The organism is Nonomuraea sp. NPDC050227, from assembly GCF_044459705.1.
Lineage (GTDB): Bacteria > Actinomycetota > Actinomycetes > Streptosporangiales > Streptosporangiaceae > Nonomuraea.
On sequence record NZ_JBITJF010000019.1, the window covers coordinates 103,669 to 123,071 of the forward strand.

Annotated in this window: 14 protein-coding genes; 7 read left to right on the forward strand and 7 right to left on the reverse strand. The window is 66.9% G+C overall.

The features are described from left to right. Positions 1-2: 2 nt before the first annotated feature. Positions 3-503 (forward strand): hypothetical protein, encoded by a 501-nt coding sequence (locus ACIBK9_RS49845; protein WP_397166295.1) that lies wholly within the window; start codon positions 3-5, stop codon positions 501-503. A 78-nt stretch (positions 504-581) separates the two neighbouring features. On the opposite strand, the gene ACIBK9_RS49850 is transcribed toward ACIBK9_RS49845, so the two are convergent. The 7 genes from ACIBK9_RS49850 to ACIBK9_RS49880 are packed head-to-tail and all read right to left on the reverse strand — an operon-like array spanning position 582 to position 10,524. Further along, positions 582-1,871 (reverse strand): C40 family peptidase, encoded by a 1,290-nt coding sequence (locus ACIBK9_RS49850; protein WP_397166296.1) that lies wholly within the window; start codon positions 1,869-1,871, stop codon positions 582-584. Then, on the reverse strand, positions 1,868-2,758 hold the full coding sequence (locus ACIBK9_RS49855; RefSeq protein ID WP_397166298.1) for a replication-relaxation family protein: 891 nt from the start codon (positions 2,756-2,758) through the stop codon (positions 1,868-1,870). Before ACIBK9_RS49855 ends, ACIBK9_RS49850 begins: the two co-directional genes overlap by 4 nt. Positions 2,759-2,770: 12 nt before the next feature. Continuing rightward, a complete protein-coding gene (locus ACIBK9_RS49860; RefSeq protein WP_397166299.1) occupies positions 2,771-5,125 on the reverse strand; it encodes a type IV secretory system conjugative DNA transfer family protein in 2,355 nt (784 codons plus the stop codon). Next, positions 5,122-6,873: a VirB4 family type IV secretion system protein gene (locus ACIBK9_RS49865; RefSeq protein ID WP_397166300.1), complete on the reverse strand. Its 1,752-nt coding sequence runs from the start codon at positions 6,871-6,873 to the stop codon at positions 5,122-5,124. Before ACIBK9_RS49865 ends, ACIBK9_RS49860 begins: the two co-directional genes overlap by 4 nt. Next, complete coding sequence (locus ACIBK9_RS49870) at positions 6,870-7,811, reverse strand: PrgI family protein (RefSeq protein WP_397166302.1); 942 nt, start codon at positions 7,809-7,811, stop codon at positions 6,870-6,872. The genes ACIBK9_RS49865 and ACIBK9_RS49870 overlap by 4 nt, the downstream gene beginning before the upstream one ends. Further along, a complete protein-coding gene (locus ACIBK9_RS49875) occupies positions 7,808-9,406 on the reverse strand; it encodes a conjugal transfer protein TrbL family protein (RefSeq protein WP_397166394.1) in 1,599 nt (532 codons plus the stop codon). The genes ACIBK9_RS49870 and ACIBK9_RS49875 overlap by 4 nt, the downstream gene beginning before the upstream one ends. A gap of 5 nt (positions 9,407-9,411) precedes the next feature. After that, positions 9,412-10,524 (reverse strand): pilin, encoded by a 1,113-nt coding sequence (locus tag ACIBK9_RS49880; RefSeq protein WP_397166304.1) that lies wholly within the window; start codon positions 10,522-10,524, stop codon positions 9,412-9,414. A gap of 404 nt (positions 10,525-10,928) precedes the next feature. On the opposite strand from ACIBK9_RS49880, the gene ACIBK9_RS49885 reads away from it, so the two are divergent. From ACIBK9_RS49885 to ACIBK9_RS49910, 6 genes are all read left to right on the forward strand, one after another. Next, entirely contained in the window at positions 10,929-11,951 is a 1,023-nt protein-coding gene (locus ACIBK9_RS49885) for a DNA-methyltransferase (protein ID WP_397166306.1), read from the forward strand. 610 nt (positions 11,952-12,561) lie between these two features. Then, positions 12,562-13,107 carry a DUF2637 domain-containing protein gene (locus ACIBK9_RS49890; protein WP_397166308.1) on the forward strand — a complete coding sequence of 182 codons (546 nt, stop codon included), beginning with the start codon at positions 12,562-12,564 and terminating at the stop codon, positions 13,105-13,107. Positions 13,108-14,091: 984 nt separating this feature from the next. Beyond that, on the forward strand, positions 14,092-14,877 hold the full coding sequence (locus ACIBK9_RS49895) for a hypothetical protein (RefSeq protein WP_397166309.1): 786 nt from the start codon (positions 14,092-14,094) through the stop codon (positions 14,875-14,877). Positions 14,878-15,271: 394 nt separating this feature from the next. Next, entirely contained in the window at positions 15,272-16,303 is a 1,032-nt protein-coding gene (locus ACIBK9_RS49900; protein WP_397166311.1) for a WD40 repeat domain-containing protein, read from the forward strand. A gap of 19 nt (positions 16,304-16,322) precedes the next feature. Further along, positions 16,323-16,583, forward strand: a complete 261-nt coding sequence (locus tag ACIBK9_RS49905; protein ID WP_397166313.1) for a hypothetical protein — start codon at positions 16,323-16,325, stop codon at positions 16,581-16,583. A 531-nt stretch (positions 16,584-17,114) separates the two neighbouring features. After that, entirely contained in the window at positions 17,115-19,073 is a 1,959-nt protein-coding gene (locus ACIBK9_RS49910; protein ID WP_397166315.1) for a hypothetical protein, read from the forward strand. The last annotated feature ends 330 nt before the right edge of the window (positions 19,074-19,403 follow it).

Here is a 19,403-nt window from a genome sequence, read left to right on the forward strand (position 1 = left end):
CCATGAACGACGAGACGACCGCATTGCTCTTCGACGTCGTCGAGCGCCTGGAAAAGAACATCGCCGCTCGTGAGCGCCCCGCGATTGTCGCCATGCAGGGGGAGCGGCTGCTCGTGCTCAGCGATTACGACTACCTGCGTGACGAGCAGGCTGCCGCAGCGTTCGAGACGCGCGCCGCTGACAAGGTGCGGGAGGTCGGGGCCACCCGATGGATCCTCGCCGTTCCCCAGGTGTGGCTGATCACTCCGGACAAGGTCTACAGCCGTGCGATGTCCAGCCATCCCCTCCGCGAAGGGGAACAGGAAGCCATCACCTGGATGAGCTTCGACCAGGGCGACGGGGTGGATTACGGGCGAGTCCCGTACAGCCGTCGCCCCAGCGGCGAGCCGGTGTTCGATGATCCGGAGATGTTCACGATCGGGGTACGCCCGGCTGAGCACATGCCGGGCTACATACTGTTGCAAGCTTGCTTCCCCGACGAGCACGGGGAGGACCCGCGCTAGGCGCAAGATCCTCCCCGTTGACCTGCTCATACCGATTGGTCAAAAGGTGAGAGCGGTCGTCTCAAGCTTACGCCGAGGTCATCCGGGCCGTACGGCTCCCGCGTATTCGGCTTCTCGGTACGAGGTCCAGGTGTCGACCCGGACACGGCTACCCGTGCTCGGTGCGTGGATGTAGCGCCTTCCGTCGATGTTCATGACGACGTGATGGATGGTCGAGGGATCCTTGGGGTTGGTGGCGAAGAAGATGAGATCGCCGGGCTTGAGCTGTGAGCGCCGCACCCGGACGCCTGCCCGCCATTGCGCGGACGTGTCGCTGCCGATCCTCACGCCTGCCTTGGCCCAGGCGTACTCGGACAGGCCCGAGCAGTCGAAGCCGTTGATTCCGGCGCCTTGCGCGGTCCCGTAGCTCGGTCCGTTCGGGCCGCCTCCGCCCCACGAGTAGGGAACTCCGATCATCTTGAAGGCGGCGGCAAGGGCGACGGAGCCTCTGCCCGAGGTCTGGAGCGCAGCGAGAGCCGCTGGATCCAGCGCCTCGTCGATCCTCTGAGTCAGTTCCTGGCAGAGCTTCTCGGCGACCGTTGTGAAGACCTTCTCGGCCAGGTCCGAAGTCCTTCCTGACCGGGGCACGCTAGGGAGCTTGCCGGCGTTGAGGGCTTCTTGAATATCGGCGACCACCGTGGCGCGGCTCACTCCCAGAGCGGTGGCCATCTCCAGGCTGTTGCGAACTGCCCGGAAGTCCTCCGGGGACAGCCGCACTGTGCCGCGGGGCTTCTTCTGAACGCCTGACCTGGTCAATGCCGCGAAGAGGCGCTTCGCACGCGTCTCGTGCCTTGCGTAGGCATTCGGGGTCGCTGACCGCTGGATGGCTTGGGCGACGACTGTGAGCGGTTTTCTGGTCCACTTCTCGATTTTCGCGAGTCGGGAGAAGAACGCCTCGCTGGCGTAGGCGGCGGTGGAGACCTGGGCTCGCGTGCCCCAGCCGTACTGCGGATGCTGCTGGAAGATGCCGAACGCCTGGCCGCGATCACCCACGGCTGCGCTGTTGAAGCCGGATTCCTGCCAGGCTGTGGCGAGGCCGATCACAGCGGCTCGTGGTGGCAACCCGAGCTCCTCGGCTGTCTCGATGATGATTCGTGCGTTCCGCACCTGCGCTGGAGTCAGGCGAAGGCGGGCGGTAAGAGCGCTCGCCTTGAGTGGATGTGAAGACTTCTTGTCGGTGTACGCGCAAACAGCAGACTTGAGCCGGCCAGGTTCGGCCTTGGCGGCGGCGTAGTGGCCTCCGCCTGCAATTCCGGCGATGAGGGCAATACTGGAGACGAGGCCGCCTCCGGCGGCGATGACCTTGGCCAGACCGAGTTCGAGGATCATTCGGCCTCCTCCTCGACCGGCTCGGGCGCAATCTGGGGACCGAGGCCGGGCCAGTGCTTGGCCAGTTCGGCCAGACGGCAGCGCGGGCGTTCCAGATCCGTCGGCAGCCATCGGGCGCCGGCCGGTCCGTCGTCCACGGTGCCGTTGACGGTGTCGGCGTGGCCGGTGGCGATCGGGACGAACATGTCGCCGGGGTGGCGCCTGAGCTTGTTGCGGAGGTTGGCTTCCCGGCGCTCGCCCTGCACCCAGAACAGGACGGGGGTGACGATGCGGCTGGACTCGGTCAGCCGCGCGTAGCCGTCGAGTTTGTGAGCCACCCGATCCAGGGGCTCGGTGCCGGTGTCGTACTCGAGGAAGAACTCGATGCTGTGGGCCCCCTCGGTCCATCGGCAGTAGGCGTCTGGACGTGCCATGGAGCCCCACTCCTTGGCACAGCGCTGTTCGGACCACCATGTGGTCAGCTCGGTTACCGGATGGCGTCGGGCGAACCCGTACAGGCCGGCGGCGATCCCGTTGGTCCCTACGGTGTGGGCGAGCCTCTGGCTGTAGACGATGCCGAGGACGCGGTCACGGCGATAGCCGAAGTCGGCCAGGTCGACGCCTTCCTCGGAGGCGAGCACCGCGGCGGCGGTCTCGCCGATGACGTAGTGGTAGGGCGCGGTTCCCATGGCGGGCGGGAGGTTGGGGCGGAAGCGCTCCAGGACGCCCATCCGGGTCAGCGCCAGCAGTCGACGCCGGGCGGCGTCGTCGGTGTCGAAGAACATCTCGCTGACCTGGGGTGAGGTCAGGACGCGGAAGTCGCGGATCAGGCGGATCAGGGTGCGGTCGCGCTGGGTGAGGCGGACGGCCAGCTCGCCGAGCATCCTCGGGGTGTAGCGGATGGACACGATGGTCTCCTTTCAGAAGGTGCGCCGGGCATCCGGCTTGGGAGTGGCCGCGGCTGCCGTGCGGCCGTGGGCTTGCGCGGCGGCGCTCCGGATGTGCTGGGCGACGTCGCTGGAGGGTTCGGGGAGTGGTCTGGTGCGCAGCGTGAACGGAGGCGCCTCCGCCGAGCGGACGACCAGGCGGGCGGCGGCCTGGAAGGCGTCGAAGTTGGCCAGGTCGTGCGCGGTCAGGAAAGGCGTGAAGTGGTGCTCGACCTCGCGGGCGTCGTCAGGCGAGAGCGAGAAGTAGATCTTGTTGCGGGCGTCGGAGGAGATGGCCTGGCGCAGTTGCCGGGGGAGCTGAGCCAGGTGCTGGTGGGCGAGGGTGAGGGAGACTCGATACGCGCGGGCTTCGGCGAGCATGTCGGCCAGTGCGTGCGGCAAAGTCAGGAAGTTGTGGCATTCGTCCACGTACAGGGCCGAGGCGGGCCGCGCGTGACCCGTCTTGGCGCGACGGGAGGCGGCCTGCCATACCTGGGCGAGCATCATCGAGCCGAGCAGCCGGGCGGAGTCGTCGCCGAGCACGCCCTTCGGCAGCCGGGCCAGAAGGATCTTGCCGTCGAGCACTTCGCCCAGGTCGAACGTGGAGCTCGTGGACCCGAGCACGTCCCGGATGAACGGTCGCAGCAGGAACGCCCGGAGCTTGTTCATGATGGGTGCGGTGACGTTGGCCTGAGCCGACTCGGACAGGGAGGCGTACCAGCTCCAGAACCCGCGCAGCAGGGGATCGCCAATGGTGGCGACCTGCCGCCGGCGGAAGGACTCGTCGGTCAGCAGGGCCGGGATGTCGGCCAGGGTGCCGTCGTTGCGGGCCAGGGTGAGCGCGCAACCGCGAAGGATGTCGTCGGTGCGCGGACCCCAGTAGTCGGCGTAGATCTGGTGGAAGATGCCGACGAGGTTGTCCACGCCTGTGGCCAGGTCGGATCCGCGAAGGACGTTGAGGGACGGCCTCGGGTGCCGGTCGTCGGGATCGATCAGCACTACGTCCTCGGCCCTGTTCTCGGGCATCAGCCCGAGCAGGTCGCGTACGAGGTCGCCTTTCGCCTCGATGACCACCACGCCGCGGCCGGCCTCGATGTCGGAGAGGATCATTTGGGCGAGCAATGTGGACTTGCCGGTGCCGTTGGGGCCCATCACGTGCACGTGGTGAAAGGAGTCGGCGACCCGCAGCGCTACTGAGCGCTGATGACCTGCGTCGGAGAAGCCGAGAGCCTTGGCGTTTGTCCCGCCGTGGGAGATCTTCGGCGATGGTGGGACGGAGTTGGCTCCTGCTCGTTGCAGTCCGGGTACCGCGACGTCCAAGGGGAGATGGGCCACCGCGGACAGCTCAGGCACCGAAAGCAGGTAACCCCGGTTCATTCGGCGGGAGGCCAACTGGCTCGCAGGCCGGAGCAGTCGACGTCGCTCCAACCGGTTGTGGCCACTGAAGAGCGCGAACACCGAGGCCAGAGCATGGGCGCGCCCTCGGATGGCGTTCTGGCGGACCTCACGCGCAGCTTCGGCGGGAGCCAGCTCGTCGGCTTGTACGGCGTAGCGGATCGCGACTTCGTAGCGCGAGTGGTGCGCCTTGTCCCTGATCGCCCGCGCTTCGTTGAGCTCCTCCAGCCGTTCGGCGCGGTCGGTGTGCGGTCGAGGCAGGTGGCGTGGTCCTGGGACGAGGAGGTCGAGGAGACACCGCAGCAGCCAGGCTGCAGCGTTGTTGCCCCTACTGGTGAGCCGGCTCCCGCTTGCCGGACGGGCGATGATCTGCACGCACGCGTGCTGCCATCCGGGCATGCCGACCGCCGTACCGATGAGGGCTCGCAGCGGGTCAGTACGATGATCGTGCCGGATCGGCAGTCGCTCGCCACGGGCAAGGACCAGTTGACCGCCGGTGGCGTAGCCGCTGAGGGGAACAGGGGGATCCGCCTGGTGAATGACCGTGCGGCAGGACGGCCACGCAGCCTCGATCGCGTGCTCGACCAGGTTCTGAGGAACTGAGCCTGGCACCCAGAGGTTGATCTGTACGCCGCCTGATCCGAAGACGTATTCGAAGGCGAGGTGCGGCTGTCCGAACACGACCCGCTTCCAGGCCGGCCTGAGCAGCCCCATGAGATTGCCCCAAAGCGCTTCGGCGCCCGGCATGTTGGCCACGGGCGGAGCCAGGATCTCCACGCGCCTGGCACCTCTGGCGAGGCTGCGGTGCCGGAGCCGTACGACACAGGCACGCAACAGGACGGCGAGCACTTCAATGCAGATCAGCGCTGAACCTAGCTGCCAGGCGTGGGCGGTCAGCCATTCGAGGACCCGATCCAGGAACGCGTCGGGATCGGTGAGAAGGTCGTGGATCACAGGTCTGCCTCCTCGTACTCGAGGTCGGCCAGTTCCTGGGGCGAGGAGGTCACCAGTTCGTGCTCACGGGCGCTGGCGATCACCTGGAGCGGGCAGCGCTGGCCGCTCGCGCCGGCTGTGAGGAGCCCGGTGCCTCTTTCCGCTGAGAGGAGCAGTTGCCGCTCCCCGTCGGAGAGCCGGAACGCCTCGCTGACGGTGTCGATCGCCTGTGGTGCCTGCCGCAGCAGGATCTGGGTGGTGGAGTTGGCGACGATGGCCTGGCCGAGCTCGGAGCCGAGCAGGTCGGCCGCGTCCTGCGTCACCACCGATAGGCCGGCCCAGTGCTTGCGTGCGGACTTGGCCATGCGGAGCAGGAACTGCGCACCCTCGGGGATCTTCATCAGCAGCCAGGCTTCGTCGACCACGACCAGGCGAGGGCGCCTGTCGTAGGGGTCGGAGACCCGACGCCAGATCGCGTCCAAGGTCAGGAGGGTTCCGACCGCTTTGAGCTCGTCAGGCAGATCGCGCAGGGAGAAGACGATCAGATGCGAATCGGGGCGGGTGGTCGTGTGGCCGTCGAACAACTGCCGATGGCTGCCGGAGACGAAGGGCGCGAGGCCGGCCGCGAGCTCCTTGGCCTTCGGGTCGGGATCCTCTTCGAGGATCGCCGCCAAATCCTTCAGGAGAGGTGGCCGCCGGCTCCACGTCTGTGGCGCGTGGGTGATGCCCGCTCGCCGGTATGCGGCGAGAATGGCGCGGTCGAGTGCCGCCTTGCCGGTGTTGCCGAGTGGTTCGCCGAGCATGACCGCGATCAGCGTGTGCAGGAACATTGCCCGCCGGGTGAGCGGATCCTCGCCTCGCTGGTTCTTCGGGGGGAGGTCGAGCGGGTTGAGGCGAACCTTGGGAGCACCGAGATGGACGTAGGCGCCGCCGACCGCGTGGGCGAGGCGGGCGTATTCGTCCTCGGGGTCGATGACCGCCACCTCGATGCCCGCGTACAGGGAACGCAGGGCCTCCAACTTCGTCAGGTAGCTCTTGCCGCTGCCTGAGCGGGCCAAGGTGACGGAGTTGTGGTTGTCCTGGGCGAACCTGTCCCAGGCGACCAAGGAAGCACTGGCGAGGTTGGCGCCGTACAGAACGGCGGTGTCGCCCAGTTCGGTGGTCAGGTCAGGGCTGGTGAACGGGAACGCCGCGGCCAGCGCGGGCGTGTCGAACGTACGCCGCATGCCGAGGTTGTCGTAGGCGAACGGGAGGGAGGAGACCCAGCCCTGCAGCTGGCGGTAGGTCACCTGGCGGGCGTCCAGGAGCAGGGATGCGGCCAGGGCGCGTACTTGGGCGCAGGCGTCGTCCAGTTCCACGGGGGAGGTGGCATGGACGGTGAGATAGATGGAGGCGCGGAACAGCTTGGCCTGGCCGCGGGCGATCCGGGAGGCGAGGTCCTGCGCGTCTTCGGCGGCTGCCTCGGCGCCGGGGTCCAGCAGCCGGCCGTGCTCGTGGTCGGAGCGGAGGCCGGACTCCAGCCGGGCCAGTTGCTTGCGTAGCCGGTCGGCGGCCACGAGCGACGGCACGGGCTCGATGTGCAACGAGACATCCAGTCGGCCCGGGTAGGTGAGCAGCGGTTCCAGCCAGCCGGGGGCCACTTCCCGGGGATAGCCCGTGATCGCCAGAGTGGCGCACACGCCGTCGCCGACCTGTACGTGCCGGGCATCGACGTCCACCGCCTGTGGGCCGAAGCCGGTGGGCGGGGGAGCAGTACGACGGCGTCTCACCAGGTGCCTCCCGTCGTGATGACCTCGCTGGGAAGGGCGATGTCGTTGTCGGGCAGTGGAGGCGCGGAGGGGTCGAAGCAGGAAGCCAGCAGCGCGGTGACGGCGCGGGCGTCCAGAAGGCGGGCGGTGAGCCCGCACGAGCTGAGCACTCTGAACGCTTCGTCCAACCGGCGCAGCGCTCGCGCGGCGGCTGCGTCGCGTCCCTTCGCACCTGCCACGGGCTCGCGGACCACCAGCAGGACCTGGCGCCTGAGCAGGTCATGGCGGGCGGACAGGTCACCCAGGAACGCGGCATGCTCCAAGGCAGCGGAGGCGAGCGCGGGGTGGGGCAGCCGGCGGGCGTTGTCCTGCAGTGTCGCGATGGTGTCGTTCAGGTCGACGCGTTCCGCACGGACGAGGATCTGAGCGGGGCCGGACAGGGAGTTGAGCCAGCGGCCGAAGACGGCGACCAGGGCGTCCTGCTCGTCGGGGGTCCTGAGGGCGAAGCTGACGGTGGAGAACTCGGCGATTGCGGCGACGCCATCGGGGCCGAGGTCGATCAGGCCGTTTCCGGTGACGCCCCGGGCGGGAAGCTTGAGCGGCGCGGGCGGACGGGGGGTGCTCGCGGCGATCCACGTAGGCGGCATGGGGATGTCCTCGTATGTGGAGATCAGATGCTTGGGGGAGCGTTGATGTTGGAGGGCGGCCAGTACGTAGCGGTCCAGGGAGATGCCGTCGTGCCGGCCGATCGCCAGGAGAATCGCGGCGATCGCCACCGGAAGAGCGACTGCTGCGCAGGCCACGAGGGGCACGTGATCGCCGACGGCCACGTACGCCGCGTACAGTCCGCCCCCGGTGCCGACGAGGATGGCCACCTGCCGGGCGGTGAGCGACGCGATGATCTTGTCCGGCTGCTCGACGTCGGCCGGGATCCGCGCGATGGAGTCGTCCCAGCTCACTTGCCGCCACCCTTCCGCGGCGTGCGTGCGCGACAGCCGGATCGGTCAGGGGTACGGCCCCGGTTCTCCGGCCACTCCACCTGTCCCGGGATCGGGGCGTTGGGAGGCACGATCGGCCGGACCGGACGTTGAGTCCTGGGCGGTTCGACCGCGCGTCGGGGGTTGGAGACCGCTCTGTCCCTGAGCGTTTGCATCTGAGCGAGGCCGGCGGGGCCGTTGGAGTAGTAGACCTCCCGCGGATATCCGTAGACCGGGGTGGTCGGGGACACAGGTGGCTTGACGACCGGAGCGGGCTTGTAGCGCCCCTGGATGGCCGGCCCCGTCGGTGCGTGCTTGATCGGCGCCGGTTCCCAGTCCGCTGCTCGAACCGGACGTCGTGCCCAGGTCGGAGCATGCTTCGCCGGGCCTTGGCCGCTTCGGGCGGCGGAAACGGCAGTGAGCGTTGTTGCCGCGGCAGTTCCGGCCGGACCACCGATTGCGCCGGCGACGACCTTTCCCGCGACAGCCAGCTTGGCCTTCCTGCCGACGCTGCCCCCGCTTCTACCGCCGCGAAGGTGAACAGCCTTGAGAACAGGCGAGGTGAGCTTGGACAGCAGGGCGTACTTGACGATGCTCACGACCGCCGACCGGCTGCCACCCTGGCTGAAGATCCGCCGTGAGATCCAACCGGGGATCCGCACCAAGATGATCAACAGGCAGAGAACCAGGACGAGGTTGACCAGCTGCCCGGTGGCGGTCAGCCCCAGGAGCCGCCTGCCGTCCTGATTGAAGAAGATGCGGACGGCCATGACCAGCGTGAGCGACTGAGCGACCTGAATGACGAGGAGGCCGGTGATCGCCCGCCACCAGAACCTCGCCACGCCTTCGGTGTGCGGCAGCGCGTGGCAGGCCAGGGCCAGAGGCGCGGCAACCACCAGGAGCAGGACCAGTGCTGTGCGCGTGACGAAGCTGATCAACAGCAGGACCAGCAAGATGATCGCGACGAGGATGAGCAGGATGTAGAAGATCTGCGTGGTGCTCGACGGCACCAGGAGGAGCATCTGGATCTGCTCCGCCGCCCGCTTGGTGTCGAAGTCCTGCCCAAGGAGGGCTGTGGACAGGGCGTTCGCGGTCTCGATGAGCTTGCCGCAGATCAGGAAGCTGGCGTTGGTCACCAGGATGGCCATCGCCAGCCTCGGCAGCACCTCTTTGACCGTGTAGCGGGTCTGGACGGTCTGATGCCCCATCGCGATGACGGCGCCGATCGTGGCCAGCAGGGCGAAGGCGGAGTTCGCGATGACGGCGGTCGCCTGCCACACCTCGAAGATCCGGTCCGAGCTGGACACCTGGGGTGTGGCCAGCAACGTCTCCCCGAGCAGCTGGAGCAGTGGCTTGATGGCCGACGCGGCGAGCGCGGCGAACCAGCCGTTGATCTGCTTGATGATCCAGTCGCCGATGCCGAAGCTCACCGGGGACGGGAAGGACGGAAACCCGGGAATGGACGGTGGCGTGGGTTCCGCCCACGCGATGCCGGGCGAGAGCCCGATCAGCGAGGTGGCGACGATGGCTACCAGCAGGCCGCGAGCGGTTGCGGCTGTGATGGCAGATGACGTCATGGTGGTCACCCGCCGCCCACGATCCGCTTGAGCACGCTGACGAACAGCGGCGCCAGGATGGCGAGGCCGTAGCCGAACGCGGCGGCCTTGAGTGCCGCCTTGGCCTTCTGGACTTCGCCTGGATCCCCGCCTGCCACCAGGTAACGCAGACCGCCGATGGTGAGCATGAGCGTCGCCAGCCCGGCAAGCAGCCCGATGAGCCAGTTCCGGAGATTGTCGAAGACCGTGTTGAGATCCTTCGGCACTGCCGCGGCGTGCGGATGAAGCATGAGCTCGGCTGCCGCGGCCTGTGCCGCAGTAGTGAGAACGACGGCAACCGTTGCCGCCATCACGATGGCGCGGACTAGACAGCGCAGGGGTCGTGGTGATGAGGGGTTCCGCGCGGAGCCGGTGGGGGTGCCCCAGCCTCCCTTCTGCTTGATGATGCTGGGCTTCGGATCTGAGGTGATCCGGCCCCGCGCGGAAGTCTTGATGGTGTTCTCCGCCCGTCTGCGGATGGCGGAGGTGACGGCTCGGGCCAGAGCTGGATCGAGGTCGCCGGCAAGAACGGCATCGGCAAGAATCGAGTCGTGCCGCCGCTGTCGTGCCCGGACTGATCCGGATGCCGGCCCGAGCAGTTCAGGCTGGTGGCCCGCTTCGGCCGCAGCCTTCTGCCGGGCCCGCTCACCCGCGCCGCGAGCCGCGGCGCAGAGCCGCTGCAGGACGTTGCACGGGGCGAGGTCGATGTTCTTGACGGCGCTGATGAAGGCGGCCAGCACAATGGCCTCGACGTCGTCCCGTTCGCAACGGGCGAGGTAGAGGCCGAGTCGACCACAGATCTGCCGAAGGGCCGGCTCGGCCGTCCCTGCCGCAGCAACCAGCCATTGCCGGCCCTCGCGGCGTGCGCGGACCACGAGCTCGCGCCAGGCGTCATCCTTTGTCGAGGCGGGCAGGGTAGGCGCGCTCAGCAGGTCGCGAAGCTCGGTCAGCAGGATGGGACGTCGGGGCAGGCCAGGGGGAAGGTTTCTGCCGTCGAGCGCCAAGCCGCCGGGAGCGCACGCCAGGAGTTGGAAGACGTGCTCGGCGACATCGAGTGGTGAGCGGTTCCTGAAGGGCGTCTCGCGACGGTCGGTACTCATCGGGCTGCTCCACTGCGAGAGGAATTTCGGTCTCGCAACCCGGTTTAGGAGCTACTTCTGGCATCCCTCTGGCGGCCCTTCGCCAGTGGCCTTGCGCTGACAATTGGCCTCTGGAGCCGCCAGATGTCGCCGTCTGCTGCTGATGGCATGTCAGAGCTGCGCCAGAGGCCCGCCGAAGGTGCTTGCTGGCCTGTGAAGGCGCCCCACAGCGGTTCACCGTCAGACAGGGGCGTGCGGATCTGAGGCCCGCCCCAACAAGCGATGACTACGCGCACGCACGCTGCATCATCGACGTCCAAGATCTCGGGTTCATCCGTTTCGGATGGCCGAAAGGAAGTGAGGTCGTCTCTCGCTCCGGTCCTGCGGTTGCTGTTCCTCAGCTACGCCCTACAGGGGGTGGCGCGATGAGGCAGCCCTACTGGACTGACGGTCCTACCACCCTCTACCTCGCCGATGCGCGGGAGATGCTCGCCGAGCTTCCGGACGCGTCGGTGGACTGTTTTGTCACCAGCCCTCCGTACTACGGCCTGCGCGACTACGGCGTGGACGGACAGTATGGCCAAGAGGACTGTCCGGCCGCCTACGTCGAGACCCTCAGGACAACCTTCCGTGAGGCCCGCAGAGTGCTGGCCGACGACGGGACGCTCTGGCTCAACATCGGCGACTGCTACGCCTCCAACTCGGACGGCTGGGCCCGAGGAGCCGGCTACAACCAACTCCAACCCATGGTCCGCCCACGCTCCCGGCTGTCCGTGCCGCCCAAGAACCTGCTCGGCATGCCGTGGCGCGTCGCCTTCGCCTTGCAGGAGGACGGCTGGATCCTGCGGAACGCCATCGTGTGGCACAAGCCGAACGCGATGCCGCAGTCCGTGCTCGATCGTGTCTCCACCCGATACGAGATGCTCTTCCTGCTCGTGAAACAACGCCGCTATTGGTTCGACCTGGACGCCATCCGCGAGGCACACACAGGCGACCGGCCTCTGTCACACCGCGCGCGTCGAGGCGGCAACATGCCCTACAGCATTCCGCCTTCCTGGCCTGACGACGGCAAGTATCGCGATGACCAGGACGCCTTCTGCGGCAAGCGCTACGGTGACGCGATGCTGGCCACCGGGCAGCGGCATACCGCCGTACATCCCCTGGGGCGGAACCCAGGGGATGTCTGGTCAATCTCGACACGACCGCTCAAGGCGGCGCACTTCGCGGCATTCCCCATCGACATCCCGCTGCGTGCCATTGCCGCTGGCTGCCGACCCAGCGGCACGGTCTGCGACCCGTTTGCCGGGGCGGCAACCACAGCAATAGCCGCACGGCAACTCAACAGGTCATTCATCGGGATCGAGCTCAGCGAACCGTTCTGCGAACTTGCCCGCGCCCGCCTTCTTGCCGCCGTCGCCGACTCAACTGCCGGGGAGTCCGCAGAGTGACCGGAAGGCTACAAAGGGCCTGCTCAGGGCCTCCCTAACCGGCTCTGGCGGCGTAGTCTGCAGGGCCTGGCCGACCCCGAACCAGAGGGGCGGTCACGCCTGTCGACGTCATCGCAGCGAGATGACGAGATCGACGCGCGGCAGCTCCAAGTCATCTGGGAGGTCCTGCAGTGCCAGTTCGAGCGGTACCGGGCGTGAACCACCTGTGGAGTCCCGCCGATGGCGGCGACTCCACCTGGGCCACCGGGATCCATCTCCCGGTGGCCCGGCACGGCCTTGCTCGACAGATGACCAGCAAGACCCTGCTTCCTCCGCGCCGATTGCCCAGCTCCGGCGATGCTTTGTCAGAGTTCGCCGATCTCAGTGCCCGACCCGTCCAGCGATGGGCGCCCCGTTCTCAGATGACCGTCGAGCCAGCATGCTGGGCGCCTGTCCTCGGTACGCGATCGAGGGAGAGCGGTGATCGGAGGTGAGTGCCACTGCTGCTGCCCCTGCCACCTCTACTGGAAGTCTGCCGTGCCCTGAGGGGTGCCGGACTATGGCGACGGAACCGCCAGCCGCAGGCAAGTGGCCATCAGATCGGTGGATTCGACGCACGACCACTGGGGCTGTGTTCGTGTTGGCCGCGATCGCAGCGGTGGTGTCCTTCCGGCACATGCGCGAGCTGGCTCTGGCTCATGGCGAGGATGAACTGGCGGCCGCGCTCATTCCGTTGGCCGTGGACGGCACGATCGTGGCTGCTTCGATGTCGCTCTTGCGTGCCAGCCGGCAGGGCCTGCGTGGCGGTCTGCTCCCTTGGGCCTTGCTGATCATCAGTAGCTTGGCCAGCATCGGAGCTAATGTCGCGGTGGCGGAGCCGTCCGTGATCGCTCGCCTGATCGCCGGGTGGCCCAGTCTGGCGCTCATCGGTGCGTACGAGATGTTGATGTGCCAAGTTCGGCAATCTGCGGGGCGTGCATCGGTGCACGAATCTGCTTCACAACGGTCTTCAGCAGGGGAGCGAGCGCTCCAGCGCAGGGCCTGGGCATGGGCCAAAGCCATCAAGGACGAAGAGGGCCGACTCCCAACTGGGGTGGTGATAGCCCGGCAGTTCGAGCGCTCGTCACGGTGGGGGCGACTGGTCAAGAAGTCAGGCATGACAGGGGAACTGGGGTGAGTCCCTGCAGCCGACGCCAGAGGGCCATGTTTGAGTGGATCGCCGTGCCGGTGCAGTCCTGGCGAAGGGGTGGAGTCGAGGTCGGGATCCCGCCGTCCCTTCTGTTCGCACCCTTCCAGATCGGTGCTGCACTCAGTCGCGTTGTTCCCTGCTACGCGCTCAGAGCCAGTGGGTGACGCTGGAGTGCCAGAACCAGCGATCGCACGGGTGCCGTTCTCTGGGCGCTCGCTCCGGCTCGCTAGTGGTTGGGGGGTGTCCGTATTTTGTCGGTTCGGATGAGGGCAGGTTCGTCTTGGGTTGGTGACGCCAGTTGAGCTCGGCACGGTCGGTGCCGGGCCGTAGCGGGTGGGCGTTCGTCGTCCGGGTGGTACATGGTCAGGCCGACACCGGAGGACCTCTGGTCATCGCCCTTTTCGATCTCTGCACCTCTGTGTGACGCTACGATTACTATCGGCAGTATCTCTGGGTCCTCGTCTGGGAGGCTTCCGTGGGCCGTTCCTTTAGATCAGTAATGATGGCCACCGTTGTATTCGCTGGCGTTTCCTCTCTGCTGGTACCTGCTGCCTCTGGTGCTGTGTCCACGGCCGCACGCATCAGCCCTTCCCCGTCTTCAGCCCAAGCGGGCGTTTGCGGATTCGAGACCAAGGGCGACTACGTCCATGTCTCGTCGTCCGTCTGGGAGGCGTCCGGGCATGGATGGTGGGTCAACGTCAACTGCGATGCCACGACGGCAATCGTCACGGTGCAGTTGCAGCAGAAGATCGACGGTGAGTGGAGGGATGCCGGCCCGGCTGGCAAAGCCACCGTCCGTTCCGGCGGTGGTGCTGGCCATCGCGCCACTGGTCGAGCAACATGTCACAGCAGCACTGTCACGGAGTGGCGTAGCGTCATCGACGTGGACGTCCTCAATGTGCTCGACCCTCCGGACACGCTCATCACGGGCGGGCGGAAGGTCCGCTGCAGGCACTAGGACGAGAGGTGACCGTGAGCATTGCAGTCGAGAGCACGATGTTCGCAGCCCTGCACGGCGACCTGACACCCCACCCTTGGCGGGAGCCGAGTCCGGCCTCCGACGCCTACAGTTTGTTCGTCGCTCGATCGTCGGCCCTGGGATGGTTGGCCGAGCCGACCGCGAACGACTGCGGCCTGTGGGGGATGAACGACGCGGGGCTCGATCCTGCGGCCGGCTCTGGGTACTCCCGTGCTGCCTGGTTCCAGGTGTCGCTGATCGCGCCGACGCCGGTTGATCGGCCGCTGCCTGTCCCGGCCTTCCTGGCCTGTGCGAATGCGGTCACCGCACGCGTCGGTGCGTTGCGCCTGCAGGCCGTGCAGATCCTGCTGCCTGTGCAGAATCTGGCCCTGCCCGAAGGCGCGTCTCAGCGGACCGGCGCCGTGGTGCGTCTCCTGCAGGAGACCGGCTGGTTCGCCGACCTCCCACTACGGGAGAGAACACGCGTACGAGTGACGCTGGACGGTGGGCAGAATGCGTCGATCCGGTCTGTGGCACCGGACATGATCGAGTGGCTGCGAGAGCTGAAGCAAGACGTGTTCGACGACTTCTTCCTCACCGACGACGACCCTGTCCTGCTGCGCCCTGCTATTACCGATGAGTTGTGGTCCGGCCCGCCCCTGCACCGGGTAACCGTCGATGGCACCTTGGCCGAGTGGTCGCTGGACAGCCTCGGATGGCTGGCCGCGCTTCTCGCGGAAGCCGGCCGTCGTCATCAGCTCGACTCTCCACTCATGCTGTCGGCGACTGCTGACACGTGAATCCGAGTCAGGCGCTGGCATGACGAGAGACTCCGGAGCGGGGTCCGCCTGACCTCGCGTCACAGATGCGACTGTGGAGGGCGGCCAGGTCGTCGTGCCTCCGGCGAGCGACCTGCCGAAGTTCCCTCCCAAGTCGCTCTGGCAGATCTACGGAAGCCCCAGCCGCCCCCACGTATGGTGACACGGCAATCACGGATGAGCACATCCTTAACTGGTCGGGAGCGGCGTGCCTGCTGGCAGAGGAAGAATGGGTTAACGCTGACCAGGCCTTTCCGCGCATCCTCGCAGGCTGCTGGAGGGAGCAGCCGCCACCTGCTCATGCACGGGCACCGACCTGAAGCCCGGCAATTACCAGCTGTGGGAACCGCGCACCTGCACCCGGATCGGCAGGCCCATGGCGTCAGGGGCCGACCGCCCCACGTTCAGCCCCGACGGCGGCGTGCTCGTCGTCAGGGAACCGTTCAGCGAGACGCCCACGCTCTGGAACGCCCGGACGGGAACCCGCATCGACGAAGGAACCATCACCGGCTCATCGCACTTCACCCGTGACGACAAGATCCTCGTGACGGTGAACGGCACGCATGTGTGGCTGTTCGACACCACGAGGGGAAAGGTCCTCGACGGCCCGCTGCCCGGGTACAGCCCGATGCCCGTGGCGCCGGCCGACAGCAGCCGGGCCTACCTGATCCGCTGGAGTCGCCCAAGCGGTTCACTTGCGGTCAGACGGCTGTGGGGAGACCAGCGCACTTTCACCTTCCCCGGCGTGCTCGCCCAGGACATCAGCGGCGGTGTGCCGGCGGTCGTGCTCGGAAACGGGCAGATCCGGCTGTGGAGCCTGGACGACGGCAGCCCGCTTGGCTCCGTCGACACCGGCCACCCCCTGTCGAGGGGGACAAGCGTCGAGCTCAGCTCCCACGGGCGAAGCTTGCGCCTGGAGGACACGGGCGGTCGCGGCATCGTGTACTGGGACATCGGACGACGGGTGCGCGTGAGCTTCGTGGAGACGATGGGGAATGTGGAAACGCGGTTCATGCCCGGCACACGGACGGCGGTCGTCGCCGAACTGTTGAGAGATGGCCGCCGCATCAGCAGCCTCATCGACCTCGACACCGGCGAAACGAAGCCTGTCACTATCCCCGATGGCTGGACGAACAACCGATGCAACCAACTCGCCTGCAGATCCGCGGACAGACGGACGATTGAGGTGTGGGATCTCGCCACCGGCCGGCGGATCACACTGACTGGCCACACCCACGGGATCTACAACCTGGCCCATGGCCCCGACGACCGGATGCTAGCCAGTCAGTCGTCGGCCGGTATCATCCGCCTGTGGCAGCCCCGGGCTGAGCGCCCTAACGCCATTCCAGCCGCGTGGCTTCTGATCGGTGATCAGCAAGCGTGCATCTACGTCGCCGCTACTCTTTGATCAAATCCGATGGCATCTGGTGCTGGCGGTCAACGAGGCGGTCACCAACGTGCTCGACTACAGCGGTGGCGCCGGCACGCCCACCCGGCGCGTGCGGCCCGGTGCGGGTCACGCGCAGATCGAGGACACCGCGGGCTGGCGACGCGCGAGCACCCGGACGCCGCCGAGATCGCTCCGGCCGCGATGCGCGGGTACGAGCTGTCGATCATCCAGCGATTTGTGTGACCGGGCGCACCTGCAACGCGCCAGCCGCGGCGCGCTGCTCGTGATGGCCGGATGAGGCCCACCTACCGTTATTGACAGACCATTCATGGGGCGTAGCGTTGGCATCAAAGCGGTCATCAATTCGCAACCAGCTCCGGGGGTCCCCGTGAGCACGGCCACACCATCGCCCCACACGCTCTTAGCCGGGCTGGGTCGCCGTCATGCCTGGGTTGCAGCCATCGCGACATGCATGGCTCTGGCGGCATGCTCTCCTAATATTCCGGTGTCGAAGCCGTCACCGTCGCCGCCATCTACTCCAACGTCGCAGTCATCGCCGGGCCTGGTTCCTTTCCCGTCTGCGACGGGTTTGCCGACGCCCCTGCTCCCTGCGCCTCTGGCTGGCTCGTCCCCGATTGAGAGGGCAAAGTCGACGGCGGGGGCGCTGGGTGATGAGAGTCGTGACCGCGCAGCTGTCCTGGTCGCGGCGCTGGCCCAGTCCGGAGTTCCGACCCTGGGAGCTGACGGGGCTGCGTTGGCAGGGACAGGGAACGATGACGTCGGATTGCCGTGGTGGCATGTTGCGCAAGCCGCGATCGCCAATCCGAGCATGGCGCTGTCACTGCGTAACGTAACAGCGCTACTGGACCAGCCGTTGCCGCGACAGGTGCCTGGGCGAGGTCAGGGCACGGAAGCGGCCGCCATCCTCACCGGACTGCGGGAGGGGCTGACATCCAGCAGCGAGCAGGTCGCCTTCTTCTCCGCGTACCTGAGTGCCACCAGCCTGCGCTTGGGCGGAGCGGATCTCTCTCATGCCGACGCGCGGCCTCAGGAAGTACTGCTCGACGGCCCCGCCGTGGAAGTGTTCATCGGTCGTGCCATGCGCTCCATGGTGATCCAATGGGAGAGGAACCGTCGCACGAACCCCTCGCCCAGCGGCTCTACAGGGACTTCCAAGCTGTCGTCCGGGACTTCCGTAAGTCGTCAGATTGCTGCGGCTCATCCACGCGTGCTGAGCGTCTTCGCACCTCCTGTGGCCGCCTTGGGCTTACCCCGTGACGCGGCGGCAGATATCTCCTATGAGCCGTTCGCCGAGGGGTGTGACAGCGACGGCGTGGAGGGGTGGGCGTTGTGGGTCATGTCAAAGGTGACCGGGGGCATCGCCGTCGGCGGGTTCGAGTTCAGCGGAGTATGGGGGACGGTCCTGAACAAGGCTGCCGAAAGCGGGGAGATCAGCGAGCTGATGCGCCTCCGCGGCTTGGCCGGCGCTGAGGTCGGTGGATACATCGGCTCACTACTCACTGTGATCACAGCGGTCGATGCCATTTTCAAGCTGAGAGGCGACGTCGTGCTCGAACCGCGCGAGCCCCTGGTGCGCAACAAGCTCGTGTCCGAGGGGCACGGTCAAAGGGGCAGTCTGGTCGTGACCGTTTCGATGAAGTTCAACCACCCTGAGGAGAGCGTGGAGATCCAGCGTGCGATGAACTGCATCGCGCAGGGGTTGTCCGTTGTGGGTAACAACAGTCTCTTCGCCGCGACAGGCTCCCTGGAGAATGTGCGGGTGGAGGTTGCAGGCGCTCGCGGCTTCGGGGATCGACTCATGACGGCGGGCAGCTTCGTGCTCTTCGGGCCCGAGGTGCGGCCTAAGCTGCAGACAGACAAACAGGGCCAGGTGCACGTCCCTGTCCAGGGGCGTGGGCAGTCGCGAGATGTCCCTGACAACGCCAGAGCGGTTGAGAAGACCGCGAGCATCACCGTCCAGGCCGCCCCAGCGGCAGTGACAGGCGGATCGCTGACGAAGTCGCTGCTCGACAGCGTCCTGTGCGGAGCGAAGCCCGGCCTCGGGTGCGCTGACGCGATCGCTGATGTCGCCCAATCGTTCACGTGGTCCCTGGGAGAATTTAAGTTCAAGGTCCGGGACTGGGCTGCGTTGCGCCTGCGCTACAGCGCGACCTTGCGCCAGATGTTCAAAGAAACCACCCACAGGCCTTTTGACGAAGTGGAATCAGTCGACTACGCGGGAACCCTCGTCGTCGAGGGCGAGGCCGAGCTGGCGCCACTCGCACCGCCATTTCCGGGTGAGCCTCCTCAGTCGCGGGGGAACGGATCGATTCAGTTCGTCAGCGCCGACCGCACCACGACAGTGGTCCACACCGGCCGTACCATCGATACCCGTGAGCTGTGCACCTCCACCAGCAAGGCCACTCTGGTGTCGACAAACCCAGGCGCTCTGACGGTGGAGGAAATCAACTTCGCGGAGAACTCCGACAGGACCATGACGCCGACATCCATACAATTCGGTGTCGGGGAACTCAGCGAGAACTACCACGGTACATATGTGGTGAACGCGGGCCCCTGCCCCAGCGGTTCACCGCACGACTACACTCTTCCCTTCTTCGCTGGGGCCCTCAATGCCATCGTGATCAAGCGCAGCAGTGCAGACTGGTCCGGCGCGTCGGTTTCCGACGAGGGGTCTACGGTCACATTGGCCAAGACGTACACCGGTCGCGAGGGTGTCACGGTGGACGAGACGATCACCCTGACAGGACTTCCCAAGCGACGGAATTAGGGCTCGTTGAGCAGTCGCGTCGCGCCGCCATGGTCACCACGCGCCGCGCCTCGGATCGTGCCGGACCACCAACAGCCGTGCATCACATCAAGACCCGACCCCAGCACAAGCTGATGTGGGCTCCGTCGGTACGGGGCGACCTGGCCGAGTGGCCCGATGGTGGCGCTCCAACGACTGGTGACCAAGTTCCGTACGAGGTTGAGGACGCCCAGCGGGGTCGCGGAAAAGCGGCCCGTTCGGCCAGTTGGATGTTGAACTTGATCGAGTCTCCTCCTCGCCATGATCAGTGTCGGCCAGCACCCCGCCGAAGCTGAGTCACTTGGAGCACCC